Source organism: Acinetobacter sp. CIP A162, assembly GCF_000367905.1.
In the GTDB taxonomy this organism is placed as follows: domain Bacteria; phylum Pseudomonadota; class Gammaproteobacteria; order Pseudomonadales; family Moraxellaceae; genus Acinetobacter; species Acinetobacter lwoffii.
The window spans coordinates 506,636-530,248 of record NZ_KB849158.1 but is presented as its reverse complement, the minus strand read 5'-3'; the positions used below and the strand labels follow the sequence as shown (position 1 = coordinate 530,248).

The window sequence follows — 23,613 nt, the reverse complement described above, 5'->3', positions numbered from 1 at the left end:
CATTGAATATTTCAAGTTCCTTTGTATACCTTTTGCACGTTTTGTTCAAGCCTGGGCAAGACAACGCAAAAGGGCAAGTATGATACCTTGCCCTTGAGGAAAATGCACCTGTAAAGCGCTGTCTTATTTGCTGATGCTGCCGGCCTTCTTTAGCTTTATTCAGCCGTTTTAGGACGATCCAGCAAACCAAATGAAATGCGATTGGTGATGCTGCGCTTTTCATTTTCTGGCGCATCAGACTGTGCATCGGTGTCGGTTACAGTCTTGGCTTCTTTACCAAAAATACCCAGTGTCGCGCGGTTAAAGAAGCTGCCTTCACTACGCGCTGCACGCAGATTCACCGTCCCATCTGATTTCACCAGATTCGGATAATTCAGCTTTAATACATCCACATATTGCTGAGAAGTCGCTTTATCACCTAGCTGAGCATAGCCATAAGCAACCGTTGCCAGTGCTTCTGGAATCTGCGGAGTTTGAGGATAATGTTCAATCACCCACAAGCCACGTTCAACTGCTGCCAGATAAGCCTTACGCTTGATGTTGAAACGTGCTGCGTTCATTTCATGCTCAGCCAGTTCCTGACCGATAAACTGCATACGCTGTGCTGCATCCACTGCATAAGTGCTAGATGGATAGCGGCGAATGAAATCAACAAAATTCTGGTAAGCCACTTTCAGGTAGCTGACATCACGATGCGACTGTTTCAGCGAGGTATAACGCAGCAGGCCGTTATAGTTCTGTTCCATATTTGAGACACCGCGTACATAGTAGGCATAGTCGACATTTGGATGTTGCGGGTTCAGACGGATAAAACGCTCTGCCAGTGCGACCGCACCTTCATAATCTTTTTGCTGGAATTTCACATACAACAGTTCCAGTTGCGCTTGCGGGGCATACTGACTGGTCGGGAAATAAGTTTCCAGCGCTTCCAACTGTTTTGCTGCATCGGTATATTGATTACGATCTAGCGCTTTCTGTGCTTTTTGAATATAAACCTGTTCGCTAGATTCCGGACCTTTATCCACGACTTCTTTTTTTGGATTACTGCTACAGCCTACCATTGCCGATGCAATGCCTAATGTCACAGCAAGCATTGTCATTTTATAATGTGGTAGCGACATAAAAATTCCTCTGTTAATACGGGCAATGAGCTACAATTGCACTATTAAACCACTTTTGTCTGAATGAGCAAATGAGTCAAGCACAATCTTCCAATTCTAATATCCCTGATACTGATTTCAATTTACTTGAAGATTCTGAGGATGCAGATAACCATACTTCAGAAGCAACTGCAACACGTTTATCGTTGCAATTTCAACTGGATGAAACTTATATCGGGCAACGGATCGACCAGATTGCCGCAATGGTCTGGAGCGATTTTTCTCGAGAAAAATTAAAGCAATGGATTAAAGATGGCAATTTATTGGTGAATGGTCAACCAGTTAAGCCGAAATTTAAAAGTGATGGTTTTGAAACCCTGACTTTAAATGTTGAGCTTGAAGCGCAAACGCGCAGTCTGCCGGAAGACATTCCACTGGATATCATCTATGAAGATGATGACATTATGGTCATCAACAAACCAGTCGGTATGGTGGTACATCCGGGCGCTGGCAATAGTTCTGGCACCTTGGTGAATGCTTTATTGCATCACTATCCGAAATCGGCTGAACTGGCGCGTGCAGGTCTGGTACATCGTATCGATAAAGACACCAGTGGTCTGCTGGTCGTTGCCAAAAATCTGGAAGCACAGTTTTCTCTCAGCAAACAGCTTGAGAAAAAATCAGTATATCGCCTGTATGATCTGGTGGTTTACGGCAATATTATTGCTGGCGGTACCATTGATGAACCCATCAAACGTCATCCGGTAGATCGTGTGAAAATGACTGTACTTCCGGGCGGTAAAGACGCGGTGACGCATTACAACGTCAAAGAGCGTTTCCAGCACTTCACCCGTGTTCAAGCTCGTCTGGAAACTGGACGTACTCATCAGATTCGTGTGCATTTTAGCTATATCGGCTTTGGCTTGGTTGGTGATCAGGTGTATATGCCGCGTGTCCGTATGCCAGCAGGTGCATCGCAATTACTAGATGACACTTTACGTGGCTTTAAGCGTCAGGCCTTGCATGCCGTGCAACTCGGTCTGACCCATCCGCGTACCAAAGAGGAAATGACCTTTGAAGCGCCGTGGCCGGAAGACTTTGCCAATCTGGTGGAAGTGCTGCGTACCGAAAACAAAGCTTATTAATTTTAACTCAGTCAATGTCAGCGTAAGGAAACGAGATGCAATTTGTACCAGGACTTCCACAAGGTGTGTATGTGGGCCAGACTCGCGTTCACCATGCGAAAGTACAGCCATCAGCACAGCCTGAGCTTGCAGGTTTTAATCTGGCCTTGCATGTGCAGGATGATGCGCAACGGGTACAACAGCATCGTATGGCTTTATTGCAGGATTTCGCTGCGTTTGGCGTAGATAAAATTACCTGGATGACCCAGACGCATAGCACCATCTGTCATAGCATTAATGAGCAGATGCCATTTACCGCACTGGTCGGAGATGGTCTGGTGACGCAGAGCAAGGCACATGCTTTAATGATGATGACTGCAGATTGCTTGCCTGTAGTACTGGGAAATGCTGATGGCACAGAAGTTGCCAATCTGCATGCCGGTTGGCGGGGACTCGCAGGAGGTATTATCGAAAATACCATCGCAGCCATGCAAACTCCGCCGACCTGGGCCTGGCTCGGGGCGGCCATTAGTCAGCCATGTTTTGAAATTGGCGCTGAAGTAAAAGCTGCTTTTTGTAGTAAATATCCTGAACTGGACAGTGCATTTCAGCCCGGTGTACAGGCAGGTAAATATTATGCCGACCTGTATGCGATTGCGCGTTATATCTTGCAGCAACACGGCATAAATACCGTATTGGGCGGGGATCAGTGTTCTTATCGCCAGCCAGAGGAATATTTTTCTTATCGCCGTGAACCAAAAACAGGGCGTATGGCGACATTCGTGTTTATGGCATGAAAATGTTAAACTTAACTGAATTTTTTGGCTTTTGAGCGTTATGTCCCTATCTTCCAAATCTGTTGCGATTGTTTATCACAGTCCTTATGGACACACGGCTAAAGTGGCAAATTTTATTGCCGATGGTGCACGGGAAACCGGTGTTCAGGTGCATATGATGAATGTCGAACATATAGACTGGGATGTACTAGACGCCGCCGATGCAATTATCTTTGGTTGTCCGACCTATATGGGTAGCCTGACCTCTGCCATGAAGCTGTTTATGGAGCAATCCTCTAAGCGCTGGCTGGCACGTAGCTGGCAGGGAAAACTGGCAGCGGCTTTTACCAATGGTGGCGGACTTAGTGGTGACAAGCTGGCGGTCCTGCAGCAAATCAACCTGTTTGCCATGCAGCACGGGATGTTGTGGAGTGGATTGCCATTAATGCCGACAGGACGTGCCGTCACGGATCTGAACCGGATGTCGAGCTTTTTGGGTTTAATGACCCAGTCAGATAACGCACCGGTAGAAGTGACCCCACCTGAAGGCGATTTAAAAACTGCGTTCTGGTTTGGTGAATATATTGCTTTGACTCTAGCGCGTTTAAATAGCCATACTTAAAACCATAAAAAAACCTCCAAATGCGGAGGTTTTTTTATATTCAACTTTTAATCCATTATTTATGGAAAATTCGCGCTTTATCACGTTGCCAGTCACGGTCTTTTTCGGTGGCACGTTTGTCATGAAGCTGCTTACCTTTGACCAGAGCAATTTCCAGCTTGGCATGTGGACCTTTCCAGTAGCAGGCCAGTGGAACGCAGGAATAACCTTTCTGGTTAATCGCACCCATCAACTTTTCAATTTCACGGCGATTCAGCAACAGTTTGCGGGTACGGGTTGCTTCAGGCACCACATGGGTCGAAGCACTTAACAAGGGCTGAACCTGTGCACCAAACAAGAACGCTTCACCATTTTTAAAGGTAATATAACTTTCTACAATGGTCATGCGACCAGCGCGCATTGATTTGACTTCCCAGCCTTTTAATGAAAGCCCCGCTTCAAATTTCTCTTCAATAAAATAATCGTGGCGGGCACGTTTATTCAGTGCAATGGTACCGCCATTATTTTTTTTTACTACAATAGATGCTTTCGCCATAATCTGATACTTCCAAACGTGCTGCTATTGTACCGCAACTAGAAATAAGGTGAAGTTTTTTAAATTAATGAGGATTATTCACCAAAAAAACAAGTTTTTGCTAAAATAAGATTCTACATAACAAACAGAGTACAAATGGATGTCTAAAACTCGTGTGATTTATCCGGGGACTTTTGATCCAATTACCAATGGACATATTGATTTGGTAACCCGCGCAGCGCGAATGTTTGATGAAGTTGTGGTAGCGATTGCCATCGGTCATCATAAAAATCCGGTATTTAGTCTGGAAGAGCGTGTCGCATTGGCAAAAGAGTCATTGAGTCATTTGGACAATGTTGAATTTGTAGGTTTTGACGGTTTGCTGGTCAATTTTTTCCGTGAGCAAAAGGCGACTGCTGTATTGCGTGGTTTGCGTGCAGTGTCTGATTTTGAGTACGAATTTCAGCTGGCCAATATGAACCGTCAGCTGGACTCCCACTTTGAAGCGGTATTTTTAACCCCTTCAGAGCAATATTCTTTTATTTCATCCACTTTGGTGCGTGAAATTGCTCGATTAAGAGGTGATGTGACCAAGTTTGTGCCACCAAACGTGGTCGATGCCTTCGAGCGTAAACTTCAACAAGGTTGGTAGCGTGTCTTTATATATCACCGATGAATGCATTAATTGTGATGTCTGTGAACCTGTATGCCCGAATGAGGCAATCTATATGGGTGAACTCATTTATGAGATTCATCCAGATTTGTGTACAGAGTGCGTCGGACATCATGATCAACCGCAGTGTCAATTGTTCTGTCCGGTAGATTGTATTCCACTGGATCCGAATCATGTCGAAACGCAGGAACAGCTGCAAGCCAAGTACGAAAAACTGACTGCTCAAAAAACATCAAGCAATTAGTCTCGATATTTGATACTATGCCGCTCGAAGTGAGCCAGACGATCGCTGCTGTGGAGATCTCCGTGATTGAAGCAGGGGAGGAAAGTCCGGGCTTCATAGGGCAAGGTGCCAGGTAACGCCTGGGCGGTGTAAACCGACGGCAAGTGCAGCAGAGAGAAGACCGCCTTCATTATGGTTTCGAGCAATCGGAATCGGAGGTAAGGGTGAAAGGGTGCGGTAAGAGCGCACCGCATGGCTGGTAACAGTTCATGGCGAGGTAAACCCCACCGGAAGCAAGACCAAATAGGAATCCATTAGGCATGGCCCATGCTGGATTCGGGTAGGTCGCTTGAGCGCATGAGTGATTGTGCGCCTAGAGGAATGATCGTTCACGACAGAACCCGGCTTATCGGCTCACTTCAACAAATTTTGATCAAACAGCACAATATGGGGTTGACGTGATTTACATAAAATCCCATAATGCGCGCACAGTTTAAGGCTATGTAGCTCAGTTGGTTAGAGCACCGCACTCATAATGCGGGGGTCACAAGTTCAAGTCTCGTCATAGCCACCATATTCTGAAAAAACCCACTCCGATTGAGTGGGTTTTTTTATGGCTGTAAAAATTAAAATGACTATAATGAATGAATTGTAAACGAATGAAATTTAATAAAATGACTATAGATCAAATAAATTGGCAAAAAGATAATTTTGAAAATATTAAAGAAGCTTGGGAGGGGGATTTATGGGATCGTAAACGTTTAGGGGAACAATTAACAGGATATGTTGATCGTTTACAATGTGGTGCTGTTTTAGCATTGGATGCACGTTGGGGAGAAGGAAAAACGTGGTTTGTTCGTCATTGGGCTAAATACTTAAGTGATACAGACCATAATGTTATTTATTTGGATGCTTTTGCGAATGATTATTTAGATGATCCTTTTTTAGTTATTAGTTCTGAAATTACGAATATTTTAAATCAGGATAAAAGAACGAAAAGAAAAGTTAAAAAATTGATTGAATTGTCTGCATCTGTAGGAACTGCTTTATTGCCATCTTTACCTAAAATTGCTTTGACTCTAGGATTACACTTGGTTGGAGCAGGTTTTTTAAGTAGAGCACTTCAGCAAAGCTATGAAAATGCCAAAGATGAGATTGATACATTATCTGATGAAGCAAGTGAGAGAATCAAAGAAAGTATTCAAGAAAAGATAGCTACTCATGAAGCTGAAAAGAAAACTTTAATAGAGTTCAAAAAGCATTTAGCTGAGACTGTAGAAAAATTAGATAAGCCTTTAGTTTTTATCATTGATGAATTAGACCGGTGTCGTCCTGATTTTTCAATTCGATTAATTGAGCGAATTAAACATTTTTTTGATATCAAGAATATTGTTTTTGTTTTAGTAATGGATAAGGTTCAATTTTCAAAAGTCGTATGTCATAACTATGGTTATGATGAAACTTTAGGAGAGGCATATTTAGATAAATTTGTTGACTTTACAATCCATTTAAAGCAGGCAAAAGAAAGTGAGAATTTTGAACTTATTATAAGAGATCAGCTATTTAAAATAGGTGAATTAAAGTCTATAGATGAATTTAGTGAATTGTATTATTGGGCACTTTATTTACAGTTACATGTAAAAATGAATAGTCGAGAATTAATAAAAAAGATTAATCAATATGCATTATTAAGAGCAGATACTGATCATAAAAACTTGGTATTAATAACTTTCCTATTTGGTTCAATTTCAGCAAATAATTTTAAATCCTTTGTAGAAGAGGTTTCTCAAAACTTAATCAAAAGCTCAAGGGGTGATGTATACCAATTTGCACGAAAACATGGGATTTCAACCTGGAATGGTAATTATGATGAAATAACAAATAGTGAATGGTATAGAATAATTATGCAAAAAGAATTTTTGATCAGTAATCCTTTATTAAACACGATGATCGCTGCTTTTCATGACTCAGCTCGCTCACAAGATAAATCTACAAAAGAACAATATTTGAGAGGAGGGTTAGTAAAATTTGCTATTTCAGAATATACAAACTCATGTAATTTTTCATCAGATTGGGAAAATTATATCAAACGTGGCATTTAATTCTTATCCTTAAAGTAAGATAATAAGCTTCCTATATCATCCGTCTGCAACTGCTCACGCATTTTTAAAAACTGCTTTTCATCTAAGTCATAGAGCTTAAGTGAAAGCAGTTTTTCTATATCTTCCTTGGGAAAGCGATATTTAATAATTTTGGCAGGAACACCACCAACGACTGCATAAGGCGGTACATCTTTGGTGACGACAGCACCGGTTGCCACCACAGCGCCTTCACCCAGTGTTACGCCTTGCATAATCATGGCGCGCGAGCCAATCCAACAACCATCGCCAATCACGGTATCACCCGCAGGCACAAAACTGCGTGTATCGAACGGAAACGCTGAAATCCAGTCCGTACGGTGTAATTGGTTGCCACCCATCATAATCACGCATTCTGCGCCAAAACAGACAAAATTACCGATATGGAGCTGGTCAATCGGCTTCTCGGGCGTGGCCGGCTTGTCATGTAAATAACGCACCACACAACGCTCAAAGCCCTGATCCCAATAGGCCGAATAGTAAGAATAATTCCCCTTGATATGAATATTCGGATTCTTCACAGTTTTGGAGATGAATTCGAATTCACACCAGTGGTTTACAGGCGAATTAATTAACTTTTCGGACATAAGGGAGATACAAAAAATAGTGAATAAGAAATTATACCTAATCGGGGTTTAAACTTGCTGAATAATATCTAAAAGACATTCGCGCACGCATAAAACAATGATTAAGCTGTGGTCGATGCTGGAGGAATACGAGCAATCACCTTAATTTCAAAATCAAAACCTGCTAACCACGTGACACCTACAGCTGTCCAATTAGGATAAGGCTTTTGCGTAAACACCTGATTTTTAACTTTCATGATGCTTTCAAATTGCTGCTCTGGGTCAGTGTGAAATGTGGTGACATCAACAATATCATCGAAAGTACAACCAGCCGCTGCCAAAGTTGCAGCTAAGTTTTTAAAAGCCTGTTCTACCTGTTTCTCGAAATCTGGTTCAGGAGAACCATCTTCACGGCTACCGACCTGACCAGAAACAAAAAGTAAGTCTTCCGATTTGATCGCAGCAGAATAACCATGCTGTTCATAGAGGGCATGGCGGTCTTGGGGAAATATCGCAGTTCTAGTCATGTCTATTCTCATTCAATATCTAATTTATCAGTGAGTGAAAGCAACTTGACTCTCACATACGCTTCGTATGTAAACATAATTGACATACGGTCCGTATGTCAATTAAAATTTTTATGATGATGAGGTAAAGTAATTCATGTCTGTTCGTGAACAAAAGATGGCGGAAACCCGCAAGAAATTAATTGAAGTGGCACGCCGTGCATTTGCAGCATATGGCTATGCTGGCACTTCAATGGATAAGCTCACGGCAGAAGCAGGATTGACCCGTGGTGCGCTGTATCATCATTTTGGTGATAAAAAAGGCTTATTTGCTGCGGTAGTTGATCAAATCGATTCGGAAATGGCTTCATCTGCCCAGCAGCATCTGGAGCAGCCTGATGATCTTTGGGATGGTTTGATGCTAGAAGGGCGGACCTATATTCAAAATGCCTTAAATCCGGAATTCCAACGCATTGTGTTGCGTGATGGACCGGCTGTGCTGGGTGATCCTGCACATTGGCCAAGTCAAAACAGATGTTTGCAGTCCACGCGTGAATGTGTTGAGCAATTATTGGTAGCAGATCGAATTAAAACAGTTGATCCGGAAGCTGCTGCGGTATTTTTAAATGGTGCTGCAATGAATGCAGCACTCTGGGTGGCTTCTAGCGAACATCCTGAGCAGGTACTCACTGAGGCCTTATATGCATTTAATTTATTTGCATCGGGGTTTTTAAAAGAAGCACAGAGTTAATCCGTTTGTAGGAAGCGGATAAAGGTAAAAAACCCCTCAATCGAGGGGCTTTAAATTAAATAGCTTTAAATTTTAAAGATATTCAACTTTCACAATTTCGTATTCAACTTCACCATTTGGTGTATTGATTTTCACATCATCGCCTTCGTTTTTGCCCAAAAGACCACGTGCAATCGGCGAGTTCACTGAGATCTTGTTGATCTTAAAGTCTGCTTCGTCATCGCCTACAATTTTATAGGTTTTCTGTTCTTCAGTATCCAGATTTTCAATCGTGACAGTCACACCAAAAACTACACGACCATTCTGTTCAAGTTCTTTGACATCGATCACCTGAGCTGCACCCAGTTTGCCTTCGATGTCCTGAATACGGCCTTCGCAGAAGCCTTGCTGTTCACGTGCTGCATGGTATTCCGCATTTTCTTTTAAGTCGCCGTGTTCACGCGCTTCTGCAATTGAAGCTGTAATACGTGGGCGATCCACTGTTTTCAGTTGGTGTAATTCTTTCTCTAAGGCAATTTTGCCTTCAGGTGTCATAGGATAACGTTGCATGTTGTCCCTCAAAAGTCAGTTGAAAGATATAAAATCTATAAATAAAAAAAAGCCCGCCACCAAGAAGGTAGCGGGACTTCTTGGAAGCGAATTAACCTTTAGTTAGGTCTTGCAAACGATATACATCCATTGGCAATTTAATTGCTAAAGCTTGGCATACTGCATCCGCACCATTCAATGTAGTTGTGTTATACACTTTACCTTGAAGTGCTGAACGACGGATCGAGAATGAGTCTTCTTGTGCCTTTTTGCCTTCAGTCGTGTTAATCACAAGGTGGATTTCGCCGTTTTTAATACGGTCCACAATGTTAGGACGACCTTCAGTCACTTTATTGACACGTTCACATTCAAGACCAGCATCGCTAATCACTTTAAATGTACCATCAGTTGCAAGAATCTTGAAGCCTAGGTCAATCAATTGTTTTGCAATACCCGCCGCACGTGGTTTGTCTGAGTCACGTACAGAGATAAATGCGTGTTTGACTTCACCTTCAGTTGGAAGACCTGGTAAACGCTCATTTGCACCTAAAACAGCTTTATAGAACGCTTCACCAAATGTTTTACCAACGCCCATCACTTCGCCAGTCGATTTCATCTCAGGGCCAAGGATCGGGTCAACACCAGGGAATTTGTTGAACGGGAACACGGCTTCTTTGACAGAGAAGTGTTCAGGAATAATCTCAGTTGTGAAGCCTTGCGACTCAAGAGATTGACCAGCCATGCAACGTGCAGCAACTTTCGCTAAAGATTCGCCGATACACTTAGAAACGAATGGCACAGTACGAGATGCACGTGGGTTCACTTCCAGGATGTAAACGTCTTCGCCTTTAACCGCAAACTGAACGTTCATCAAACCGATCACGCCAAGCTCTTTTGCCATAGCCACGGTTTGACGACGCATTTCGTCCTGAATCTCTTTAGATAGAGAGTAAGGAGGAATCGAACATGCCGAGTCACCTGAGTGAATACCCGCTTGTTCAATGTGCTGCATGATGCCGCCAATCACAACGTCTTTACCGTCAGATACGCAGTCCACGTCAACTTCGATCGCATCATCTAAGAAACGGTCAAGAAGAACAGGCGCTTCGTTTGATGCTTGAACTGCATCACGTAAGTAGCGTTTAAGTTCTTCATCGTTGTACACGATTTCCATCGCACGACCACCAAGGACGTAAGAAGGACGTACTACAAGCGGGTAGCCGACTTTAGATGCTTCAGCCATACCTTCTTCAGCAGATTTTACAATGCTGTTGTTCGGTTGACGAAGTTGCAGACGTTGAATCATTTGCTGGAAACGTTCACGGTCTTCTGCACGGTCAATCGCATCAGGTGATGTACCGATAATTGGCGCACCGGCTTCTTCTAGAGCACGAGCCAATTTCAAAGGTGTTTGACCACCGTACTGAACGATAATGCCTTTCGGCTTCTCGATACGTACGATTTCTAAAACGTCTTCTAAAGTGATTGGTTCGAAGTACAAACGATCTGATGTGTCGTAATCCGTTGAAACTGTTTCAGGGTTACAGTTTACCATGATCGTTTCATAGCCGTCTTCACGCATAGCCAGGGCAGCGTGTACACAGCAGTAATCGAACTCGATACCTTGACCGATACGGTTAGGGCCACCGCCGATCACCATGATCTTGTCTTTGTTCGATGGATTTGCTTCACATTCTTCATCGTAAGTTGAGTACATGTAAGCTGTATCAGATTCGAATTCTGCAGCACATGTATCGACACGTTTGTAAACTGGAGTTACGCCCAGGCTCCAACGATGTTTACGGAATTGCTTTTGTGAAATGCCCATCAAGTCCGCAATGCGAAGATCTGATAAACCTTTGCGTTTGAATCCACGGATGTTATCCGCATTCAAGTCGCCAAAACCTAAAGTTTTGATTTGGTTTTCAGTTTTAATGATGTCTTCGATTTGAATCAAGAACCAGCGGTCAATGTTCGTTGCAGCGAATACTTCGTCTAAAGTAAAGCCGTGACGGAATGCGTCGCCCACGTACCAGATACGCTCTGGACCTGGCACTTTAAGTTCTTGCAAGATTTTGTCGCGCGCGCCTTCAGCACCCACTTCAACTTTTTCGTCAAAACCAGAAGCACCCACTTCAAGACCACGAAGGGCTTTTTGTACAGATTCCTGGAAGTTACGGCCAATCGCCATCACTTCACCGACAGATTTCATCTGTGTGGTTAAAGTCGCATCAGCTTGTGGGAATTTCTCGAAGTTAAAACGAGGAATCTTAGTAACTACGTAGTCAATCGCAGGTTCAAACGATGCAGGTGTTGTACCGCCAGTGATGTCGTTTTTCAGTTCATCAAGGGTGTAACCTACAGCCAGTTTCGCAGCGATTTTCGCAATCGGGAAACCAGTTGCTTTAGAAGCAAGTGCAGATGAACGTGATACACGTGGGTTCATCTCGATTACAACCATACGACCCGTATTTGGGCAAATACCGAACTGTACGTTAGAACCACCTGTTTCTACGCCAATTTCACGTAGTACAGCTAAAGATGCATTACGTAAAAGTTGGAATTCTTTATCTGTAAGCGTTTGAGCAGGGGCAACAGTGATTGAGTCACCTGTATGCACGCCCATTGGGTCAAAGTTTTCAATGGTACATACAATGATACAGTTGTCGTTTTTGTCACGAACAACTTCCATCTCGTATTCTTTCCAGCCAATTAAAGATTCATCAATCAATAACTGTTTGGTTGGAGAAAGATCGAAACCGCGTTCACAGATTTCAATGAATTCTTCTTTGTTGTACGCGATACCGCCACCTGAACCACCCATCGTGAATGATGGACGGATAATCACTGGGAAGCCGAAACGTGCTTGAATTTCTAAAGCATGTTCCATTGACTCAGCAACGTCAGCTTTTGGACATTCAAGACCAATTTTACGCATTGCCTGATCAAACAGTTTACGGTCTTCGGCTTTTTCAATTGCTTCTTTGGTCGCACCGATCAATTCAACATTGTATTTTTCTAAAATGCCGTGCTCATCGAGGGCAAGGGCACAGTTCAATGCAGTTTGACCACCCATGGTCGGAAGAACAGCGTCTGGGCGTTCTTTCTCAATAATTGCTGCAACAGTTTGCCAAGTAATTGGCTCAATATAAGTTGCATCTGCCATGGTTGGGTCGGTCATGATGGTCGCTGGGTTCGAGTTGACCAAAATAACGCGGTAGCCTTCTTCACGAAGGGCTTTACATGCTTGAGCACCTGAGTAGTCAAACTCACATGCTTGACCGATGACAATCGGACCAGCACCAATAATCAAGATGCTTTTAATGTCAGTACGTTTAGCCATGATGCTTCCTTAATTACTTCTTAGATGCTTCGATAAGTTCGATGAAATGATCGAACAATGGTGCGCAGTCATGTGGACCCGGGCTGGCTTCAGGGTGACCCTGGAAGCTGAACGCAGGTTTGTCTGTACGATGAATACCTTGGTTGGTGCCATCAAACAGTGAGCGATGCGTTACACGCAACACATCAGGCAGATTGCTTTCATCGACTGCGAAGCCATGGTTTTGAGAAGTAATCATCACTGTACCATTATCTAGATTTTGTACAGGATGGTTAGCACCGTGGTGGCCGTGAGGCATTTTTAAAGTTTTAGCACCACTTGCAAGCGCAAGAATCTGGTGACCCAGACAGATACCAAATACTGGAATTTCAGTAGTTTCTACAATTGTTTTTACAGCTTCAATTGCGTAGTCACATGCAGCCGGATCGCCAGGGCCGTTCGAAAGGAACACGCCATCTGGATTCAGTGCAAGTACATCAGCAGCAGGAGTTTGCGCCGGCACAACAGTCAGTTTACAACCGCGGTCTGCGAGCATACGTAAGATGTTGGTTTTGACACCGTAATCGTATGCAACAACATGGAATTTAGCTTCTGGTTGAGAGAAACCTTTGCCTAATGTCCAAGAGCCTTCAGTCCATTCAAAACCTTCAGGGTCGCAACATTCTTTTGCCAGGTCTAAACCGTTTAAACCACTAAATGCACGTGCTTTTTCAAGCGCTTCAGCTTCAGTGATATTTTCGCCAGCAAGGATACAGCCATTTTGCGCACCTTTGTCACGTAAGATACGTGTCAGTTTACGCGTGTCGATATCCGCAATTGCCACAACATTGTGTTGTACCAAATATTCAGCTAATGATTGGGTTGAACGGAAGTTACTGTGCAGTAAAGGCAGGTCACGAATGATCAATCCGTTCGCCCAAACCTTATGAATACGACCTGATTCAGTGTCTTCTTCATTACAGCCTGTGTTACCGATATGTGGGTAAGTCAGTGTCACAAGTTGCTGTGCATAACTCGGGTCAGTCAAAATTTCTTGATAGCCAGTCATGGCAGTGTTGAAAACGACTTCACCAGTCGTACTACCCGATGCGCCAATCGAAGTACCTTTAAAGATAGTTCCGTCGGCAAGGGCTAAAATTGCTGGGGTGCTCAAACCAAAGCTCCTGAAATTTAGGCTGTAAAAAAGCGAGAAGACGAAAAAAAAGGAAGGCTATTTTTTAAACCTACCCTCCTATGTCTGCTCGCTTGAACTTAACACGGCATTATACGCAGAATGACCCCTAAAGTCCAACGGCTTTGCAGCGAAAGTATGAGATAAATGGCTTGCTTTTTGCATGGAAGTCTGTTTTGTAAGCAATGTGAAAAAATGTAAGCAATTAATAATTGTCAGACAAATCAAATCTTAATTTTTATCAAATCTACTAATATAGCTTAGTCGATATAACAATAGGAACAAGACAAATGGCTATAGCACCTAAATCTACTACATCTAAAAAAATCACTCCGAGCGTGGTAACTGAAACTGCCGAGAAGCTTGAAAAAGTAGCAGTCGAGGCTAAAGATCAGGCAATTGGAACCATCGAGGAAAGTAAGGAAAAGCTTGAAGTTGAAGCCAAGCAGTTAAGCGACACTGTGCAGGAACAATTGCGTCAATTTAAGCAGGAGGTGTTACAGCGTATTGATACTTTGAAGGAGCAGATTTTCGGTTCGCAGAAAGAATTAACTGAACTGAAAAGCTTTATCAAGACAGAATTCAACGCTGTCTTCGAAGACTTATCCAATCTGGGTAAAGAGTTGAAAGAGGATGTCAGTCAGATTTCGACCAAGCATAAGGAACATCTGACCGATACTTTTAAACGTTCTAAGGACAGTACCATTGAAGTACTGAAAAAAGTCAAACCCGTGGTGAAAACAGAGAGCTCAGACAAAAGTCTTGGGCTGAAAAGTTAGGCTGCGCTGAAAGGCCGCTATTTAAAAAGGAGAACAATCAAATGTTCTCCTTTGTCTTTATGCAGCAAAACGGACTCACAATAACAATTAAAGGGGGTCACGATGCAACAGCATTTTGTAGGTGTACTTATTTTACTGATATTGATCATGCTACTGAATCTGGAAAGCGGATTGGGGTGCATACTTTATCTAGGTGTAATCGTATTATGTTTGGGAGTGCTGGGACTGGTGTTTGGGACCATTCTTCTGATGATCATTACTTTTGCTTTTATTCTTTATGCTGCTGTGAAATCTATTCAGGAGCAGCATCATCTACATCATTAAAATATGAACGTTGAAAACAATAAAAAATCTAAAATAATTATACAGAGGGTCAATCATTGTTGAGCAATAAACAAAAACGTGAGACTTTAAGTCTCACGTTTTATTCGCATGTTACACTTTAAATAGCTGATGCACAGCGTCAATCTATTTAAAATACATGCAACCAGTCACGTTTATTATGAAAATCTGCCTGAGGACTACTATGCTGCATGGCATAGTATTGATCACCTTGTGAGGTTTTTAAAACAGCAGATAAACCCAGGAACAAGTTTTCCCATTTCAGTTTATGTGTTGCCATAAAATCAGTCAGATCCACACTGACATTGAGACCATAATGTGTACGTTTGAGCTGGTTCAGCTCAATATCATCCGCAGCTTGCGGTGGCATCTCTTCAGGATAACGGTATTCTTCGAATTGATAAGCCTGCCAGGCTTGAGAAGGGGAAAGATTAATCTCACGATAAAAATCTTCGCCCTGAACCCCAATAAAAATTTCAAAGCAGGTCTGTTCCCACAGGAAATCCTGACGGGGATGTGCCGTCACCATGTCGGGCCACAAGATGTACTGATTGGGATCACGGATCCAGAAGCCCACATTTAAATTGCATGGGCCTTGCTGTTCGATGGCGGCAACCAGAGAGATGGCCTGAAAACGGCGATCAAATGCGCTAAGTTCGTAACTTGCCATAAGTCCTGTACTTAGTTAGACAAATGAGCGAAGCGGACAAGGTTGGACAATTTTTGGTTTTGTTTCGCAGCTTTCTTGTAAAGCAGCGCAATTTTACCAATAGTCTGAACTACTTCAGCACCAGTCGCTTCTGAAATTTCAACAATCAGTGCTGCACGCGCTTCGCGATCTTCAGCTACGATTTTCACTTTAATCAGTTCGTGATCGTTTAAAGCACGCGCCAATTCTTCGATGACATTTTCAGTCAGGCCTTTGTCACCCAGCATAACGACCGGGTTTAAAGCATGTCCGATTTGACGTAAACGCTTACGTTCCTGAATAGATAAAGACGCCATGAGAGATAACCTGAATTTTAAAACGGCTTAGTATAGCAAAAGCAAAAAACAAACGCTTTAAATTATCAGGAAATAATCATTTCCAATATCTCTTCATAACGAGCAAAACTCCTAGATTTAGATACACATGTATACTGCAAAATATGTCTTTTTCACGTACAATTAATAATTGGACGTTTTTTTATTTAGAGAGTTATGGCTACACGCATTACCAACCAAAAGTTATCTAAAAGTAGTCGTGATTGGATGAGAGAGCATTTAGACGATCCTTATGTGAAAAAGGCACAAAAGGACGGCTATCGTGCGCGTGCAGCATATAAGCTCTTAGAAATGCAAGAAAAGTACAAAATCATCAAACCCGGCATGACCGTGGTCGACTTGGGTGCAGCTCCCGGGAGTTGGTCACAAATCGCAGGTAAGTTGGTCGGCGACAAAGGTTTATTGATTGCATCTGACATTTTACCAATGGATGCATTACCCGATGTAACGTTCTTGCAAGGCGACTTTCGCGAAGAAGAAGTCTTCCAGCAATTGTTAGAAATTTTAGATGGTCGTACTGTAGACGTTGTAATTTCAGATATGGCCCCCAATACATCAGGTAATAAGGCTGTAGATCAACCGCGTCAGATTTACTTGTGTGAACTTGCACTGGATTTTGCCAATAAGGTGCTAGGCCCTAAAGGTCAATTTGTGGTAAAAGTTTTCCAAGGCTCAGGTTTTGACGAATTCCGTAAGCAAGTGGTTGATAGTTTTGATGTTCTGAAAACATCTAAACCTCTGGCATCACGTGCTCGCTCCAAGGAAGTTTTCCTGATCGGGCAGGGACGTAAGAAGGCTTTAAAATAAGTCTACTTGCCAAGTCGTTAAAAATTGTGCATTTTGTACGTTTTCAGATAATTGTAAGTTGATTTACAGCTTAAGTATTAAGGTCACCCTGAACAGGGCATGATCAAATTAGATTGGAATGGGAATAAAGCTTTGAGCGATCTTTTTAAGAATGCCGTATTGTGGCTCGTGATACTGGGTGTGCTGGTGTTAATCTTCAGCAACGTCAGTGACCGCAATCAACCGACTACAATGAACTACTCAGAATTTGTTGCCGCGGTCAATGCTGGCCAAATTAAACAAGTTGTGATTGACGGCGAAAGAATCCGTGGCGAAAAATCGAACGGTTCAGAGTTTGAAAGTATCCGTCCGGCAGTTCAGGATCCTGAACTGATGCCAAGCCTGATTAAAAATAATGTTGTGGTTGAAGGTGAAGCACCACAACGTCAAGGCTTGCTCATGCAGTTGCTTATTGCAAGTTTCCCTGTACTTTTAATCATTTTGTTATTCATGTTCTTTATGCGCAACATGGGTGGCGGTGCAGGTGGTAAAAACGGCCCAATGAGTTTTGGTAAATCTAAAGCCAAAATGCTGTCTGAAGACCAGATTAAAGTCACTTTCACTGATGTTGCTGGTTGTGACGAAGCCAAGCAAGAAGTCGTTGAAATCGTAGATTTTCTGAAAGATCCAACCAAATTTAAACGTCTGGGTGCGAGTATTCCACGCGGTGTGTTAATGGTGGGTCCTCCTGGTACGGGTAAAACCTTACTGGCCAAAGCAATTGCCGGTGAAGCGAAAGTTCCATTCTTTAGCATTTCAGGTTCTGATTTCGTTGAAATGTTTGTGGGTGTCGGTGCATCGCGTGTTCGTGACATGTTTGAACAAGCCAAACGTCATGCGCCATGTATCATCTTTATTGATGAGATTGATGCAGTCGGTCGTCACCGTGGTTCAGGTACCGGTGGTGGTCACGATGAACGTGAACAGACACTGAACCAGATGCTGGTAGAAATGGACGGCTTTGAAGGTAATGAAGGCATTATCGTGATTGCTGCAACCAACCGTGCAGATGTACTGGATAAAGCATTACTTCGTCCAGGCCGTTTTGACCGTCAAGTTGTGGTTGGTTTGCCAGACATTAAAGGTCGTGAACAAATCCTGAATGTACATTTGAAAAAATTGCCTTCAGTGACAGGTGTGGATGTTAAAGTTCTTGCACGTGGTACACCGGGCTTCTCGGGTGCGCAATTAGCAAACCTGGTGAATGAAGCTGCTTTATTTGCTGCACGCCGTAACAAAAACACCGTCGATATGCATGACTTTGAAGATGCAAAAGACAAGCTGTATATGGGTCCTGAGCGTAAATCGATGGTACTTCGTGATGAAGAGCGTCGTGCGACGGCTTATCATGAAGCAGGGCATGCGATTGTTGCTGAAAGCTTGCCAGGTACAGATCCTGTGCATAAGGTGACAATCATGCCACGTGGCTGGGCTTTAGGTGTTACCTGGCAGCTGCCTGAATTTGACCAGACCAGCCATTACAAAGACAAAATGTTGAATGAACTTTCGATTTTGTTTGGTGGCCGTATTGCTGAAGAAGTCTTCATTAACCAGATGTCGACCGGCGCTTCAAATGACTTCGAACGTGCAACCAAAATGGCACGTGCGATGGTGACCAAATATGGTATGTCGGACAAACTCGGTGTCATGGTCTATGAAGAAGATGCACAGCAATCTTTCATGGGCAGTATTGGTAGCCGCAGTATTTCGGAAACCACACAACTAGAAGTCGATCGTGAAATTCGTCGAATTCTAGATGAGCAATATAAAATCGCACGCGATATCCTGGAAAGCAAAAAAGATATTGCCCATGCGATGGTGAAAGCCTTGATGGAATGGGAAACCATTGATCGTGATCAAATCCGTGACATCATGGAAGGTCGTGAGCCTCAGCCACCAAAGGTCTATGTGGCAGACAATCCTGTGATTGATGTAACCCCAGATGATGGTCCGTTGACTCCTCCGCCATTGCCAGCGAACTAAGCTTATTAAAAAAACCACCTTCGGGTGGTTTTTTTATGCTTGTCATTTTTGTCATCGCTTTTTGAATGTTATATTGAGCGATTAAAAATGAATACGAAAAATAAAAATGAATATGCCTGTTCTGGAATCCAGTGTTTATCAGCTTCGTCTTGAATCGTTGAGCTGGGAACATTTTTCTGATTTAGCCATCGCATGCGCTGAAGAAAATTTAGGCGAGATCTTATATAATTCAGTGCCTTATCTGCATAACTTAAAAAAATATTTTTCTCAGGCCTTTGAACAGCAAGCTCAAGGTGAACGGATGGCTTTTGCTGTCATCGATTTAAACTCCGGTCAAGCAATTGGAACTACCAGTTATCATGATATTAAGACGGAAATTCCACGTTTTGAAATTGGTTATACCTGGTATGCCAAGGGCTATCACAGAACTTATGTAAATCGCGCATGTAAGTATCTCTTGTTAAGACATGCTTTTGAAAGTTTAAACGTTCAGGTTGTCGGCTTTCGGACTGATCACTTGAATCTCCCTAGCCAGAAAGCGATTGAAGCAATAGGTGCCAAGCGGGATGGCATTATCAGGTGTCATATGCTGCGTAAAGATGGACACACTATTCGAGATAGCTACATCTATAGTATTTTAGAAAGTGAATGGTCAGATGTGAAAACATTATTACAAACTAAGATGATGCAATATTCCCGAAATAATTACTTCGAAATCTAGGTCCTGGCCTTATTCATCTTTGCTTTAATTAACTATCCATAAGACAATATCGGGGTTATTTTAAGTGAGTATTGAATCATGCAGTTGATGCCTTTGTTACCACATGTATGGACATTTGGTGATTTAAAATTGGACTTATCCCAGCCGCATGTAATGGGGATTCTCAATGTCACCCCGGATTCTTTTAGTGATGGTGGCCGGCATAATCAAAAAGAAGATGCAGTCGCCCGCGCACTGGAAATGATGGCTGAAGGCGCAACCGTCATCGACATTGGGGGTGAATCGACCCGTCCAGGTGCAGCAGCAGTAGAAGTGGAGGAAGAAATTCGCCGCGTGGTGCCTGTGGTTGAAGCTTTATCCAAACATAATATCATTCTCTCGATTGATACGTCGCAACCTGAAGTCATACGCGCAGCAGTTCAGGCCGGAGCGCATATCTGGAATGATGTCCGTGCTTTGACTCGGCCGAATGCATTGCAGACCGCAGCAGAGCTGAATATTCCAGTGATCATCATGCATATGCGCGGTGAACCGACCACCATGAACAATCTGGATCAATATGAAGATGTCACTGCTGATGTGATTCGTGAGTTATCCCAACGCGTTCAGGATGCCTTGGATGTGGGAGTGAAAGCGGAAAATATCATGATTGATCCAGGTTTTGGTTTCGCTAAAAATGCCCAGCAAAATCTCAAGCTGTTGCAAGAGTTTTATAAACTGACAGAAATGGGCTATCCGATTTTGTCTGCTTTATCTCGTAAACGCTTTATTGGGACAGTTCTAGATGGTGCAGCACCGCAAGAGCGTGCAATAGGTTCGGCAACAGCGCATTTGTTGAGTATTCAGCAGGGTGCATGTATGGTACGGGCACATGATGTTAAGGCTACAGCCGATGCGATTAAAGTCTGGCAAGCCATGCAAATGGCTTAGAAAGCGAGGCTGGGAAATCCCTACATTGGCAATGTTGTTTGGCTTTTAAGCAACAATATGCTATATAGGCACGCTTAGATTAGATAGTCATCCTTTAGAGTGCCTGTAATGTTTGCAGATTTACTTCTCCCCATGTTCGATGATGAGTATTATCCCGATATTCTGGTTGCTGAAATTAAGCAACACATTGAACGTTTTGCCCAAAAAGTCGCTAAATCAGGTTTGTCAGATCAAGAGATTTATCAGCTTGCCAATCTGACTGTGGCTGATATTAATGTCATGAAACCTCAGTTTGAAGATCTGGATTCATCTCTGGATGATACTGCTGCTGATTATATTGCTGAAGCCATGATGATGGTGGTGCAAGAGCACGGCCTGTTCGAGATTGAAATGGAAGAGCTAATTAACAATCGTGAATGGTGATTTAAGAAAACCCTGCAGCTGCAGGGTTTTTTATTGCCTGTTGAAATAATCTTTAAAGTTATTAAAGCGAATCGAGCCTAATAATAGTTGCTCTTCATTCATACATTGCTGATAAAGATTTTGGTAATAAGCCTGCAGATTTGACTGACCCTGAATCTGTTGTGGTGTTTTGGATCTGGACTGTTGATAAGCCCAAAAAGCCAGTTGCCGGAGTTTCTGCAACCTGATCTGATCAATTACGCTACAGGAACTTTTAAATAAAGGTTCCAAGGTCACAGCGCCAAAAGAGGAAAGCGCTAAAATGATCATGCTGATGATAACCAAAACATCCGAATGAATCAGATAGAGGTTGAACAATAAGCATAGAAAAATTGGAATTTGCAGATAGAGGCAATTTTGCAAACGCTGACTATAGGCTTTGGAGCTGTACTGTGCCTGATATTGTGCATGCCAGATATAAGGATAAAGCAGTGCCATCAGCACAATTAAGGTGACATTAAAGGCAATCGTGGCATTCTTGAAAAAATAATATTCCAGAAATACGGAGCTGAGACTACAGGCTACACAGACCAGAAGGGACAGTAAATTAATCGCGATAACAAACTGGATATTTTGCAAGGCATTAAATTTAAAGCGGCTATAACGCAGCTTAAGGAAAAAAGCGTCTGGATGACGTAATTGTAATGTAGCGAGATCAAAGTGTTTTAATTCTGACATGGGGATTTCGCGCTAAAAGAATAAAATTCAGGCACAAAAAAACCAGCCTAATGCTGGATTTTTTATTGCACCATTTTAATAAATATTAAAATGGTGCCCGAGGCCAGACTCGAACTGGCACGCTTTGTGGGCGGGGGATTTTAAATCCCCTGTGTCTACCGATTTCACCACTCGGGCATGTGCGCAATAATAGAGGACGAAATAAAGCTTGGCAAGCAAATTCCGAAATGATTGCTTTCTTTTCAAGCAATTCCGTGGCTTCTATTCTAAAAATCAGCAAATCAACGTTTTTTAAAATTCAATATTTGCAGATCTTTAAGATGGCCAATGAAAAAGGATAGAGAGAACTATGAATTTTCATCCAGATAGCTGTCGACATCTAGATGCTTGATCGTTTTACAATATTGATGCTCATATTTCAGCAGCCGCGTATATAACCCGGCATAGTGATTTAATTGCTGTTTTAGTTCGGCATACCGAGGATCATGGCTTGAATAAAAACGTAATTTTAGTCGGATCAGGCAGGTTTGTTTATAAGCCCAAAAACAGATTTTACGTAATTGTTGTAGCTGATAGTGCTCAGTATTTTTACTATTTTCCTTGAATAAATTTTCTCGATAAAAGCGCACAAAACCAAAGCTCACGCCAAAGAAGAATAAGCTCCACATCAGCAAACTGCTTTGTATAAAGACCAGATTTAAGGCTTGCATCAGAATCACAATAGCCATCTTGATTGGGGTATGCCGTAATAATTGATACAGCGAATAAGAAGAATGCTGAATCTGGTACAGAATCAAGGTGAGACTCAACATCAGGAACAGTAGAATGGCCAACATGGCATAACTCTGCGCCTGAAATTCGCTGATTTGCACAAAAGATTGCTGTACGAAATCTCCTAACATCAAACTGATGGGAACAAAAATCATGGCGGCCAAGGCCCAAGGAATTAAAAGCTTGGCTTTACCCCAGATTCCACGGATTTTAATCTGACTGTAAAACAGGTAATTTCCTTTAAATGCAGTCGGATATTGGCGCTTAAGTTGCTGTAGCAACAAAGTCACTTGCGTAGTGGGCATCATCCAGAGATTAATTTAATATATAGATGAAGCACTATAGTCGATTTTGCGCAAAATCGCAGAAGAAATGCAGTTTCAGAACGTAGCACTGTTTTAATCATGAAGATTTTAGTTTTTTAGCGACGAATTATGCGAAAATAGCCGATTCAAGATTTATTTTTTTAAGGACAGTTTATGACTGATCAATCTCCTCAGGCGTTAAGCGACATCGAAATTTTAGACATCCTGCAAAGTATGAAAAAGGATGAGCTAAATACTGAGGCGCAAGCAGCAATTCGTCAGGGTGGTAAAGCTGGTCGTCAGGAAGCGCATAAAGCAGCCTTAGTAGCATTGAATCAGTCATTTGAAGACAAATTTGTCGAAGCCGTATCTTTGGCTTTGGGTCTGAATGCAGCACAAATCAAAAAAATCCGTTATAAAAAAGACCGAATCCGTATTTTAAAAGCGCGCGGTATTGATTATATGGCGATTGATGGCGCTGAAACTGCGCAAGTGCTGTCACAAATTGCCCAAGCAATTGTGCGTGAAGATGCCATTGTCACCCATGACCTGCATAATATTTTCCCATTCTGGAAAGAAGGCTGGCCAATGGTGCAATTCGATAATGCCTACAAAATTTTAGAAGATGATATCCAGATTCACTATCAAGCCGTTCTTGAGGCTTTATTAGCAAAAATCTAAGCTATAACTAGATCTAAAAAAAAGCACCCAAAGGTG

Annotated in this window: 26 protein-coding genes, 2 tRNA genes and 1 other RNA gene; 17 read left to right on the top strand and 12 right to left on the bottom strand. The window is 42.5% G+C overall.

Annotated features, from left to right (window positions below):
• Positions 1–155: 155 nt before the first annotated feature.
• Positions 156–1,121, bottom strand: a complete 966-nt coding sequence (locus F995_RS05205; RefSeq protein ID WP_004645775.1) for an outer membrane protein assembly factor BamD — start codon at positions 1,119–1,121, stop codon at positions 156–158.
• A gap of 71 nt (positions 1,122–1,192) precedes the next feature.
• Here F995_RS05205 and rluD point away from each other — a divergent pair, with 71 nt between their 5' ends.
• From rluD to F995_RS05190, 3 genes are read left to right on the top strand one after another with little or no spacing between them, the layout of a single operon-like run.
• Complete coding sequence (gene rluD, locus F995_RS05200; protein WP_004645774.1) at positions 1,193–2,245, top strand: 23S rRNA pseudouridine(1911/1915/1917) synthase RluD; 1,053 nt, start codon at positions 1,193–1,195, stop codon at positions 2,243–2,245.
• A gap of 35 nt (positions 2,246–2,280) precedes the next feature.
• A complete protein-coding gene (pgeF, locus tag F995_RS05195; RefSeq protein ID WP_004645772.1) occupies positions 2,281–3,021 on the top strand; it encodes a peptidoglycan editing factor PgeF in 741 nt (246 codons plus the stop codon).
• Between the two features lie 40 nt (positions 3,022–3,061).
• Positions 3,062–3,622, top strand: a complete 561-nt coding sequence (locus tag F995_RS05190) for a flavodoxin family protein (RefSeq protein ID WP_004645771.1) — start codon at positions 3,062–3,064, stop codon at positions 3,620–3,622.
• Between the two features lie 55 nt (positions 3,623–3,677).
• Here F995_RS05190 and smpB read toward each other — a convergent pair whose 3' ends face one another.
• Positions 3,678–4,157, bottom strand: a complete 480-nt coding sequence (smpB, locus tag F995_RS05185) for an SsrA-binding protein SmpB (protein WP_004280586.1) — start codon at positions 4,155–4,157, stop codon at positions 3,678–3,680.
• A 139-nt stretch (positions 4,158–4,296) separates the two neighbouring features.
• Here smpB and coaD point away from each other — a divergent pair, with 139 nt between their 5' ends.
• The 5 genes from coaD to F995_RS05165 all read left to right on the top strand — a co-directional run bounded on the left by coaD (position 4,297) and on the right by F995_RS05165 (position 7,134).
• Entirely contained in the window at positions 4,297–4,788 is a 492-nt protein-coding gene (coaD, locus tag F995_RS05180; protein ID WP_004645770.1) for a pantetheine-phosphate adenylyltransferase, read from the top strand.
• A gap of 1 nt (position 4,789) precedes the next feature.
• Positions 4,790–5,053, top strand: a complete 264-nt coding sequence (locus tag F995_RS05175; protein WP_004280584.1) for a YfhL family 4Fe-4S dicluster ferredoxin — start codon at positions 4,790–4,792, stop codon at positions 5,051–5,053.
• Positions 5,054–5,079: 26 nt separating this feature from the next.
• Positions 5,080–5,457: RNase P RNA component class A (gene rnpB / locus F995_RS16170), an RNA gene on the top strand.
• A gap of 72 nt (positions 5,458–5,529) precedes the next feature.
• Positions 5,530–5,606, top strand: a tRNA-Met gene (locus F995_RS05170).
• A 100-nt stretch (positions 5,607–5,706) separates the two neighbouring features.
• Positions 5,707–7,134, top strand: a complete 1,428-nt coding sequence (locus F995_RS05165; protein WP_034605851.1) for a KAP family P-loop NTPase fold protein — start codon at positions 5,707–5,709, stop codon at positions 7,132–7,134.
• Here the strand turns inward: F995_RS05165 and F995_RS05160 are convergent.
• Together F995_RS05160 and F995_RS05155 are read right to left on the bottom strand one after the other, a co-directional pair.
• Positions 7,131–7,757: a CatB-related O-acetyltransferase gene (locus tag F995_RS05160; RefSeq protein ID WP_004645767.1), complete on the bottom strand. Its 627-nt coding sequence runs from the start codon at positions 7,755–7,757 to the stop codon at positions 7,131–7,133. The two genes, F995_RS05165 and F995_RS05160, sit on opposite strands and share 4 nt — an antisense overlap.
• Before the next feature lie 101 nt (positions 7,758–7,858).
• On the bottom strand, positions 7,859–8,263 hold the full coding sequence (locus F995_RS05155) for a RidA family protein (RefSeq protein WP_004280579.1): 405 nt from the start codon (positions 8,261–8,263) through the stop codon (positions 7,859–7,861).
• A gap of 136 nt (positions 8,264–8,399) precedes the next feature.
• Between F995_RS05155 and F995_RS05150 the strand changes: the two genes are divergently transcribed.
• The gene (locus tag F995_RS05150) at positions 8,400–8,993 is read left to right on the top strand and encodes a TetR/AcrR family transcriptional regulator (RefSeq protein WP_004645766.1); all 594 of its coding nucleotides are present in this window, start codon (positions 8,400–8,402) and stop codon (positions 8,991–8,993) included.
• A 72-nt stretch (positions 8,994–9,065) separates the two neighbouring features.
• On the opposite strand, the gene greA is transcribed toward F995_RS05150, so the two are convergent.
• From greA to carA, 3 genes are all read right to left on the bottom strand, one after another.
• Positions 9,066–9,542 (bottom strand): transcription elongation factor GreA, encoded by a 477-nt coding sequence (greA, locus tag F995_RS05145; RefSeq protein WP_004645764.1) that lies wholly within the window; start codon positions 9,540–9,542, stop codon positions 9,066–9,068.
• Positions 9,543–9,633: 91 nt separating this feature from the next.
• Positions 9,634–12,864, bottom strand: a complete 3,231-nt coding sequence (carB, locus tag F995_RS05140) for a carbamoyl-phosphate synthase large subunit (RefSeq protein WP_004645763.1) — start codon at positions 12,862–12,864, stop codon at positions 9,634–9,636.
• 13 nt (positions 12,865–12,877) lie between these two features.
• Positions 12,878–14,017 (bottom strand): glutamine-hydrolyzing carbamoyl-phosphate synthase small subunit, encoded by a 1,140-nt coding sequence (gene carA / locus F995_RS05135; protein ID WP_004645762.1) that lies wholly within the window; start codon positions 14,015–14,017, stop codon positions 12,878–12,880.
• 308 nt (positions 14,018–14,325) lie between these two features.
• Here carA and F995_RS05130 point away from each other — a divergent pair, with 308 nt between their 5' ends.
• Positions 14,326–14,814 (top strand): hypothetical protein, encoded by a 489-nt coding sequence (locus tag F995_RS05130; protein ID WP_004645760.1) that lies wholly within the window; start codon positions 14,326–14,328, stop codon positions 14,812–14,814.
• Between the two features lie 102 nt (positions 14,815–14,916).
• A complete protein-coding gene (locus F995_RS05125) occupies positions 14,917–15,138 on the top strand; it encodes a hypothetical protein (RefSeq protein WP_004645759.1) in 222 nt (73 codons plus the stop codon).
• 148 nt (positions 15,139–15,286) lie between these two features.
• Here F995_RS05125 and F995_RS05120 read toward each other — a convergent pair whose 3' ends face one another.
• On the bottom strand, positions 15,287–15,826 hold the full coding sequence (locus F995_RS05120; RefSeq protein WP_004645758.1) for a DOMON-like domain-containing protein: 540 nt from the start codon (positions 15,824–15,826) through the stop codon (positions 15,287–15,289).
• 11 nt (positions 15,827–15,837) lie between these two features.
• Positions 15,838–16,161, bottom strand: coding sequence for a ribosome assembly RNA-binding protein YhbY (gene yhbY, locus F995_RS05115; protein ID WP_004645757.1), 324 nt, complete (start codon positions 16,159–16,161; stop codon positions 15,838–15,840).
• A 195-nt stretch (positions 16,162–16,356) separates the two neighbouring features.
• Between yhbY and rlmE the strand changes: the two genes are divergently transcribed.
• The 5 genes from rlmE to F995_RS05090 all read left to right on the top strand — a co-directional run bounded on the left by rlmE (position 16,357) and on the right by F995_RS05090 (position 21,103).
• Positions 16,357–17,007: a 23S rRNA (uridine(2552)-2'-O)-methyltransferase RlmE gene (gene rlmE / locus F995_RS05110; protein ID WP_004645756.1), complete on the top strand. Its 651-nt coding sequence runs from the start codon at positions 16,357–16,359 to the stop codon at positions 17,005–17,007.
• A gap of 132 nt (positions 17,008–17,139) precedes the next feature.
• The gene (ftsH, locus tag F995_RS05105; protein ID WP_004280565.1) at positions 17,140–19,029 is read left to right on the top strand and encodes an ATP-dependent zinc metalloprotease FtsH; all 1,890 of its coding nucleotides are present in this window, start codon (positions 17,140–17,142) and stop codon (positions 19,027–19,029) included.
• A 106-nt stretch (positions 19,030–19,135) separates the two neighbouring features.
• Positions 19,136–19,750: a GNAT family N-acetyltransferase gene (locus tag F995_RS05100; protein WP_004645753.1), complete on the top strand. Its 615-nt coding sequence runs from the start codon at positions 19,136–19,138 to the stop codon at positions 19,748–19,750.
• A 78-nt stretch (positions 19,751–19,828) separates the two neighbouring features.
• Positions 19,829–20,680, top strand: coding sequence for a dihydropteroate synthase (folP, locus tag F995_RS05095; protein ID WP_004645752.1), 852 nt, complete (start codon positions 19,829–19,831; stop codon positions 20,678–20,680).
• 108 nt (positions 20,681–20,788) lie between these two features.
• Positions 20,789–21,103 carry a DUF5713 family protein gene (locus F995_RS05090; protein WP_004645751.1) on the top strand — a complete coding sequence of 105 codons (315 nt, stop codon included), beginning with the start codon at positions 20,789–20,791 and terminating at the stop codon, positions 21,101–21,103.
• A gap of 30 nt (positions 21,104–21,133) precedes the next feature.
• Here the strand turns inward: F995_RS05090 and F995_RS05085 are convergent, their stop codons facing one another.
• The 3 genes from F995_RS05085 to F995_RS05075 all read right to left on the bottom strand — a co-directional run bounded on the left by F995_RS05085 (position 21,134) and on the right by F995_RS05075 (position 22,896).
• A complete protein-coding gene (locus F995_RS05085; protein WP_004645750.1) occupies positions 21,134–21,820 on the bottom strand; it encodes a hypothetical protein in 687 nt (228 codons plus the stop codon).
• A gap of 91 nt (positions 21,821–21,911) precedes the next feature.
• Positions 21,912–21,997: transfer RNA gene (locus F995_RS05080), tRNA-Leu, on the bottom strand.
• A 170-nt stretch (positions 21,998–22,167) separates the two neighbouring features.
• Positions 22,168–22,896: a hypothetical protein gene (locus tag F995_RS05075; protein WP_004645749.1), complete on the bottom strand. Its 729-nt coding sequence runs from the start codon at positions 22,894–22,896 to the stop codon at positions 22,168–22,170.
• A 174-nt stretch (positions 22,897–23,070) separates the two neighbouring features.
• On the opposite strand from F995_RS05075, the gene F995_RS05070 reads away from it, so the two are divergent.
• A complete protein-coding gene (locus F995_RS05070; RefSeq protein ID WP_004280554.1) occupies positions 23,071–23,577 on the top strand; it encodes a hypothetical protein in 507 nt (168 codons plus the stop codon).
• Positions 23,578–23,613 lie beyond the last annotated feature (36 nt).

Bases quoted from the DNA above. Each gene is read 5' to 3' on its own strand.
- F995_RS05205 (WP_004645775.1), bottom strand. From the start codon at position 1,121: ATGTCGCTACCACATTATAAAATGACAATGCTTGCTGTGACATTAGGC.
- rluD (WP_004645774.1), top strand. From the start codon at position 1,193: ATGAGTCAAGCACAATCTTCCAATTCTAATATCCCTGATACTGATTTC.
- pgeF (WP_004645772.1), top strand. From the start codon at position 2,281: ATGCAATTTGTACCAGGACTTCCACAAGGTGTGTATGTGGGCCAGACT.
- F995_RS05190 (WP_004645771.1), top strand. From the start codon at position 3,062: ATGTCCCTATCTTCCAAATCTGTTGCGATTGTTTATCACAGTCCTTAT.
- smpB (WP_004280586.1), bottom strand. From the start codon at position 4,157: ATGGCGAAAGCATCTATTGTAGTAAAAAAAAATAATGGCGGTACCATT.
- coaD (WP_004645770.1), top strand. From the start codon at position 4,297: ATGTCTAAAACTCGTGTGATTTATCCGGGGACTTTTGATCCAATTACC.
- F995_RS05165 (WP_034605851.1), top strand. From the start codon at position 5,707: ATGACTATAGATCAAATAAATTGGCAAAAAGATAATTTTGAAAATATT.
- F995_RS05160 (WP_004645767.1), bottom strand. From the start codon at position 7,757: ATGTCCGAAAAGTTAATTAATTCGCCTGTAAACCACTGGTGTGAATTC.
- F995_RS05155 (WP_004280579.1), bottom strand. From the start codon at position 8,263: ATGACTAGAACTGCGATATTTCCCCAAGACCGCCATGCCCTCTATGAA.
- F995_RS05150 (WP_004645766.1), top strand. From the start codon at position 8,400: ATGTCTGTTCGTGAACAAAAGATGGCGGAAACCCGCAAGAAATTAATT.
- greA (WP_004645764.1), bottom strand. From the start codon at position 9,542: ATGCAACGTTATCCTATGACACCTGAAGGCAAAATTGCCTTAGAGAAA.
- carB (WP_004645763.1), bottom strand. From the start codon at position 12,864: ATGGCTAAACGTACTGACATTAAAAGCATCTTGATTATTGGTGCTGGT.
- F995_RS05130 (WP_004645760.1), top strand. From the start codon at position 14,326: ATGGCTATAGCACCTAAATCTACTACATCTAAAAAAATCACTCCGAGC.
- F995_RS05125 (WP_004645759.1), top strand. From the start codon at position 14,917: ATGCAACAGCATTTTGTAGGTGTACTTATTTTACTGATATTGATCATG.
- F995_RS05120 (WP_004645758.1), bottom strand. From the start codon at position 15,826: ATGGCAAGTTACGAACTTAGCGCATTTGATCGCCGTTTTCAGGCCATC.
- yhbY (WP_004645757.1), bottom strand. From the start codon at position 16,161: ATGGCGTCTTTATCTATTCAGGAACGTAAGCGTTTACGTCAAATCGGA.
- rlmE (WP_004645756.1), top strand. From the start codon at position 16,357: ATGGCTACACGCATTACCAACCAAAAGTTATCTAAAAGTAGTCGTGAT.
- F995_RS05100 (WP_004645753.1), top strand. From the start codon at position 19,136: ATGAATATGCCTGTTCTGGAATCCAGTGTTTATCAGCTTCGTCTTGAA.
- folP (WP_004645752.1), top strand. From the start codon at position 19,829: ATGCAGTTGATGCCTTTGTTACCACATGTATGGACATTTGGTGATTTA.
- F995_RS05090 (WP_004645751.1), top strand. From the start codon at position 20,789: ATGTTTGCAGATTTACTTCTCCCCATGTTCGATGATGAGTATTATCCC.
- F995_RS05085 (WP_004645750.1), bottom strand. From the start codon at position 21,820: ATGTCAGAATTAAAACACTTTGATCTCGCTACATTACAATTACGTCAT.
- F995_RS05075 (WP_004645749.1), bottom strand. From the start codon at position 22,896: ATGCCCACTACGCAAGTGACTTTGTTGCTACAGCAACTTAAGCGCCAA.
- F995_RS05070 (WP_004280554.1), top strand. From the start codon at position 23,071: ATGACTGATCAATCTCCTCAGGCGTTAAGCGACATCGAAATTTTAGAC.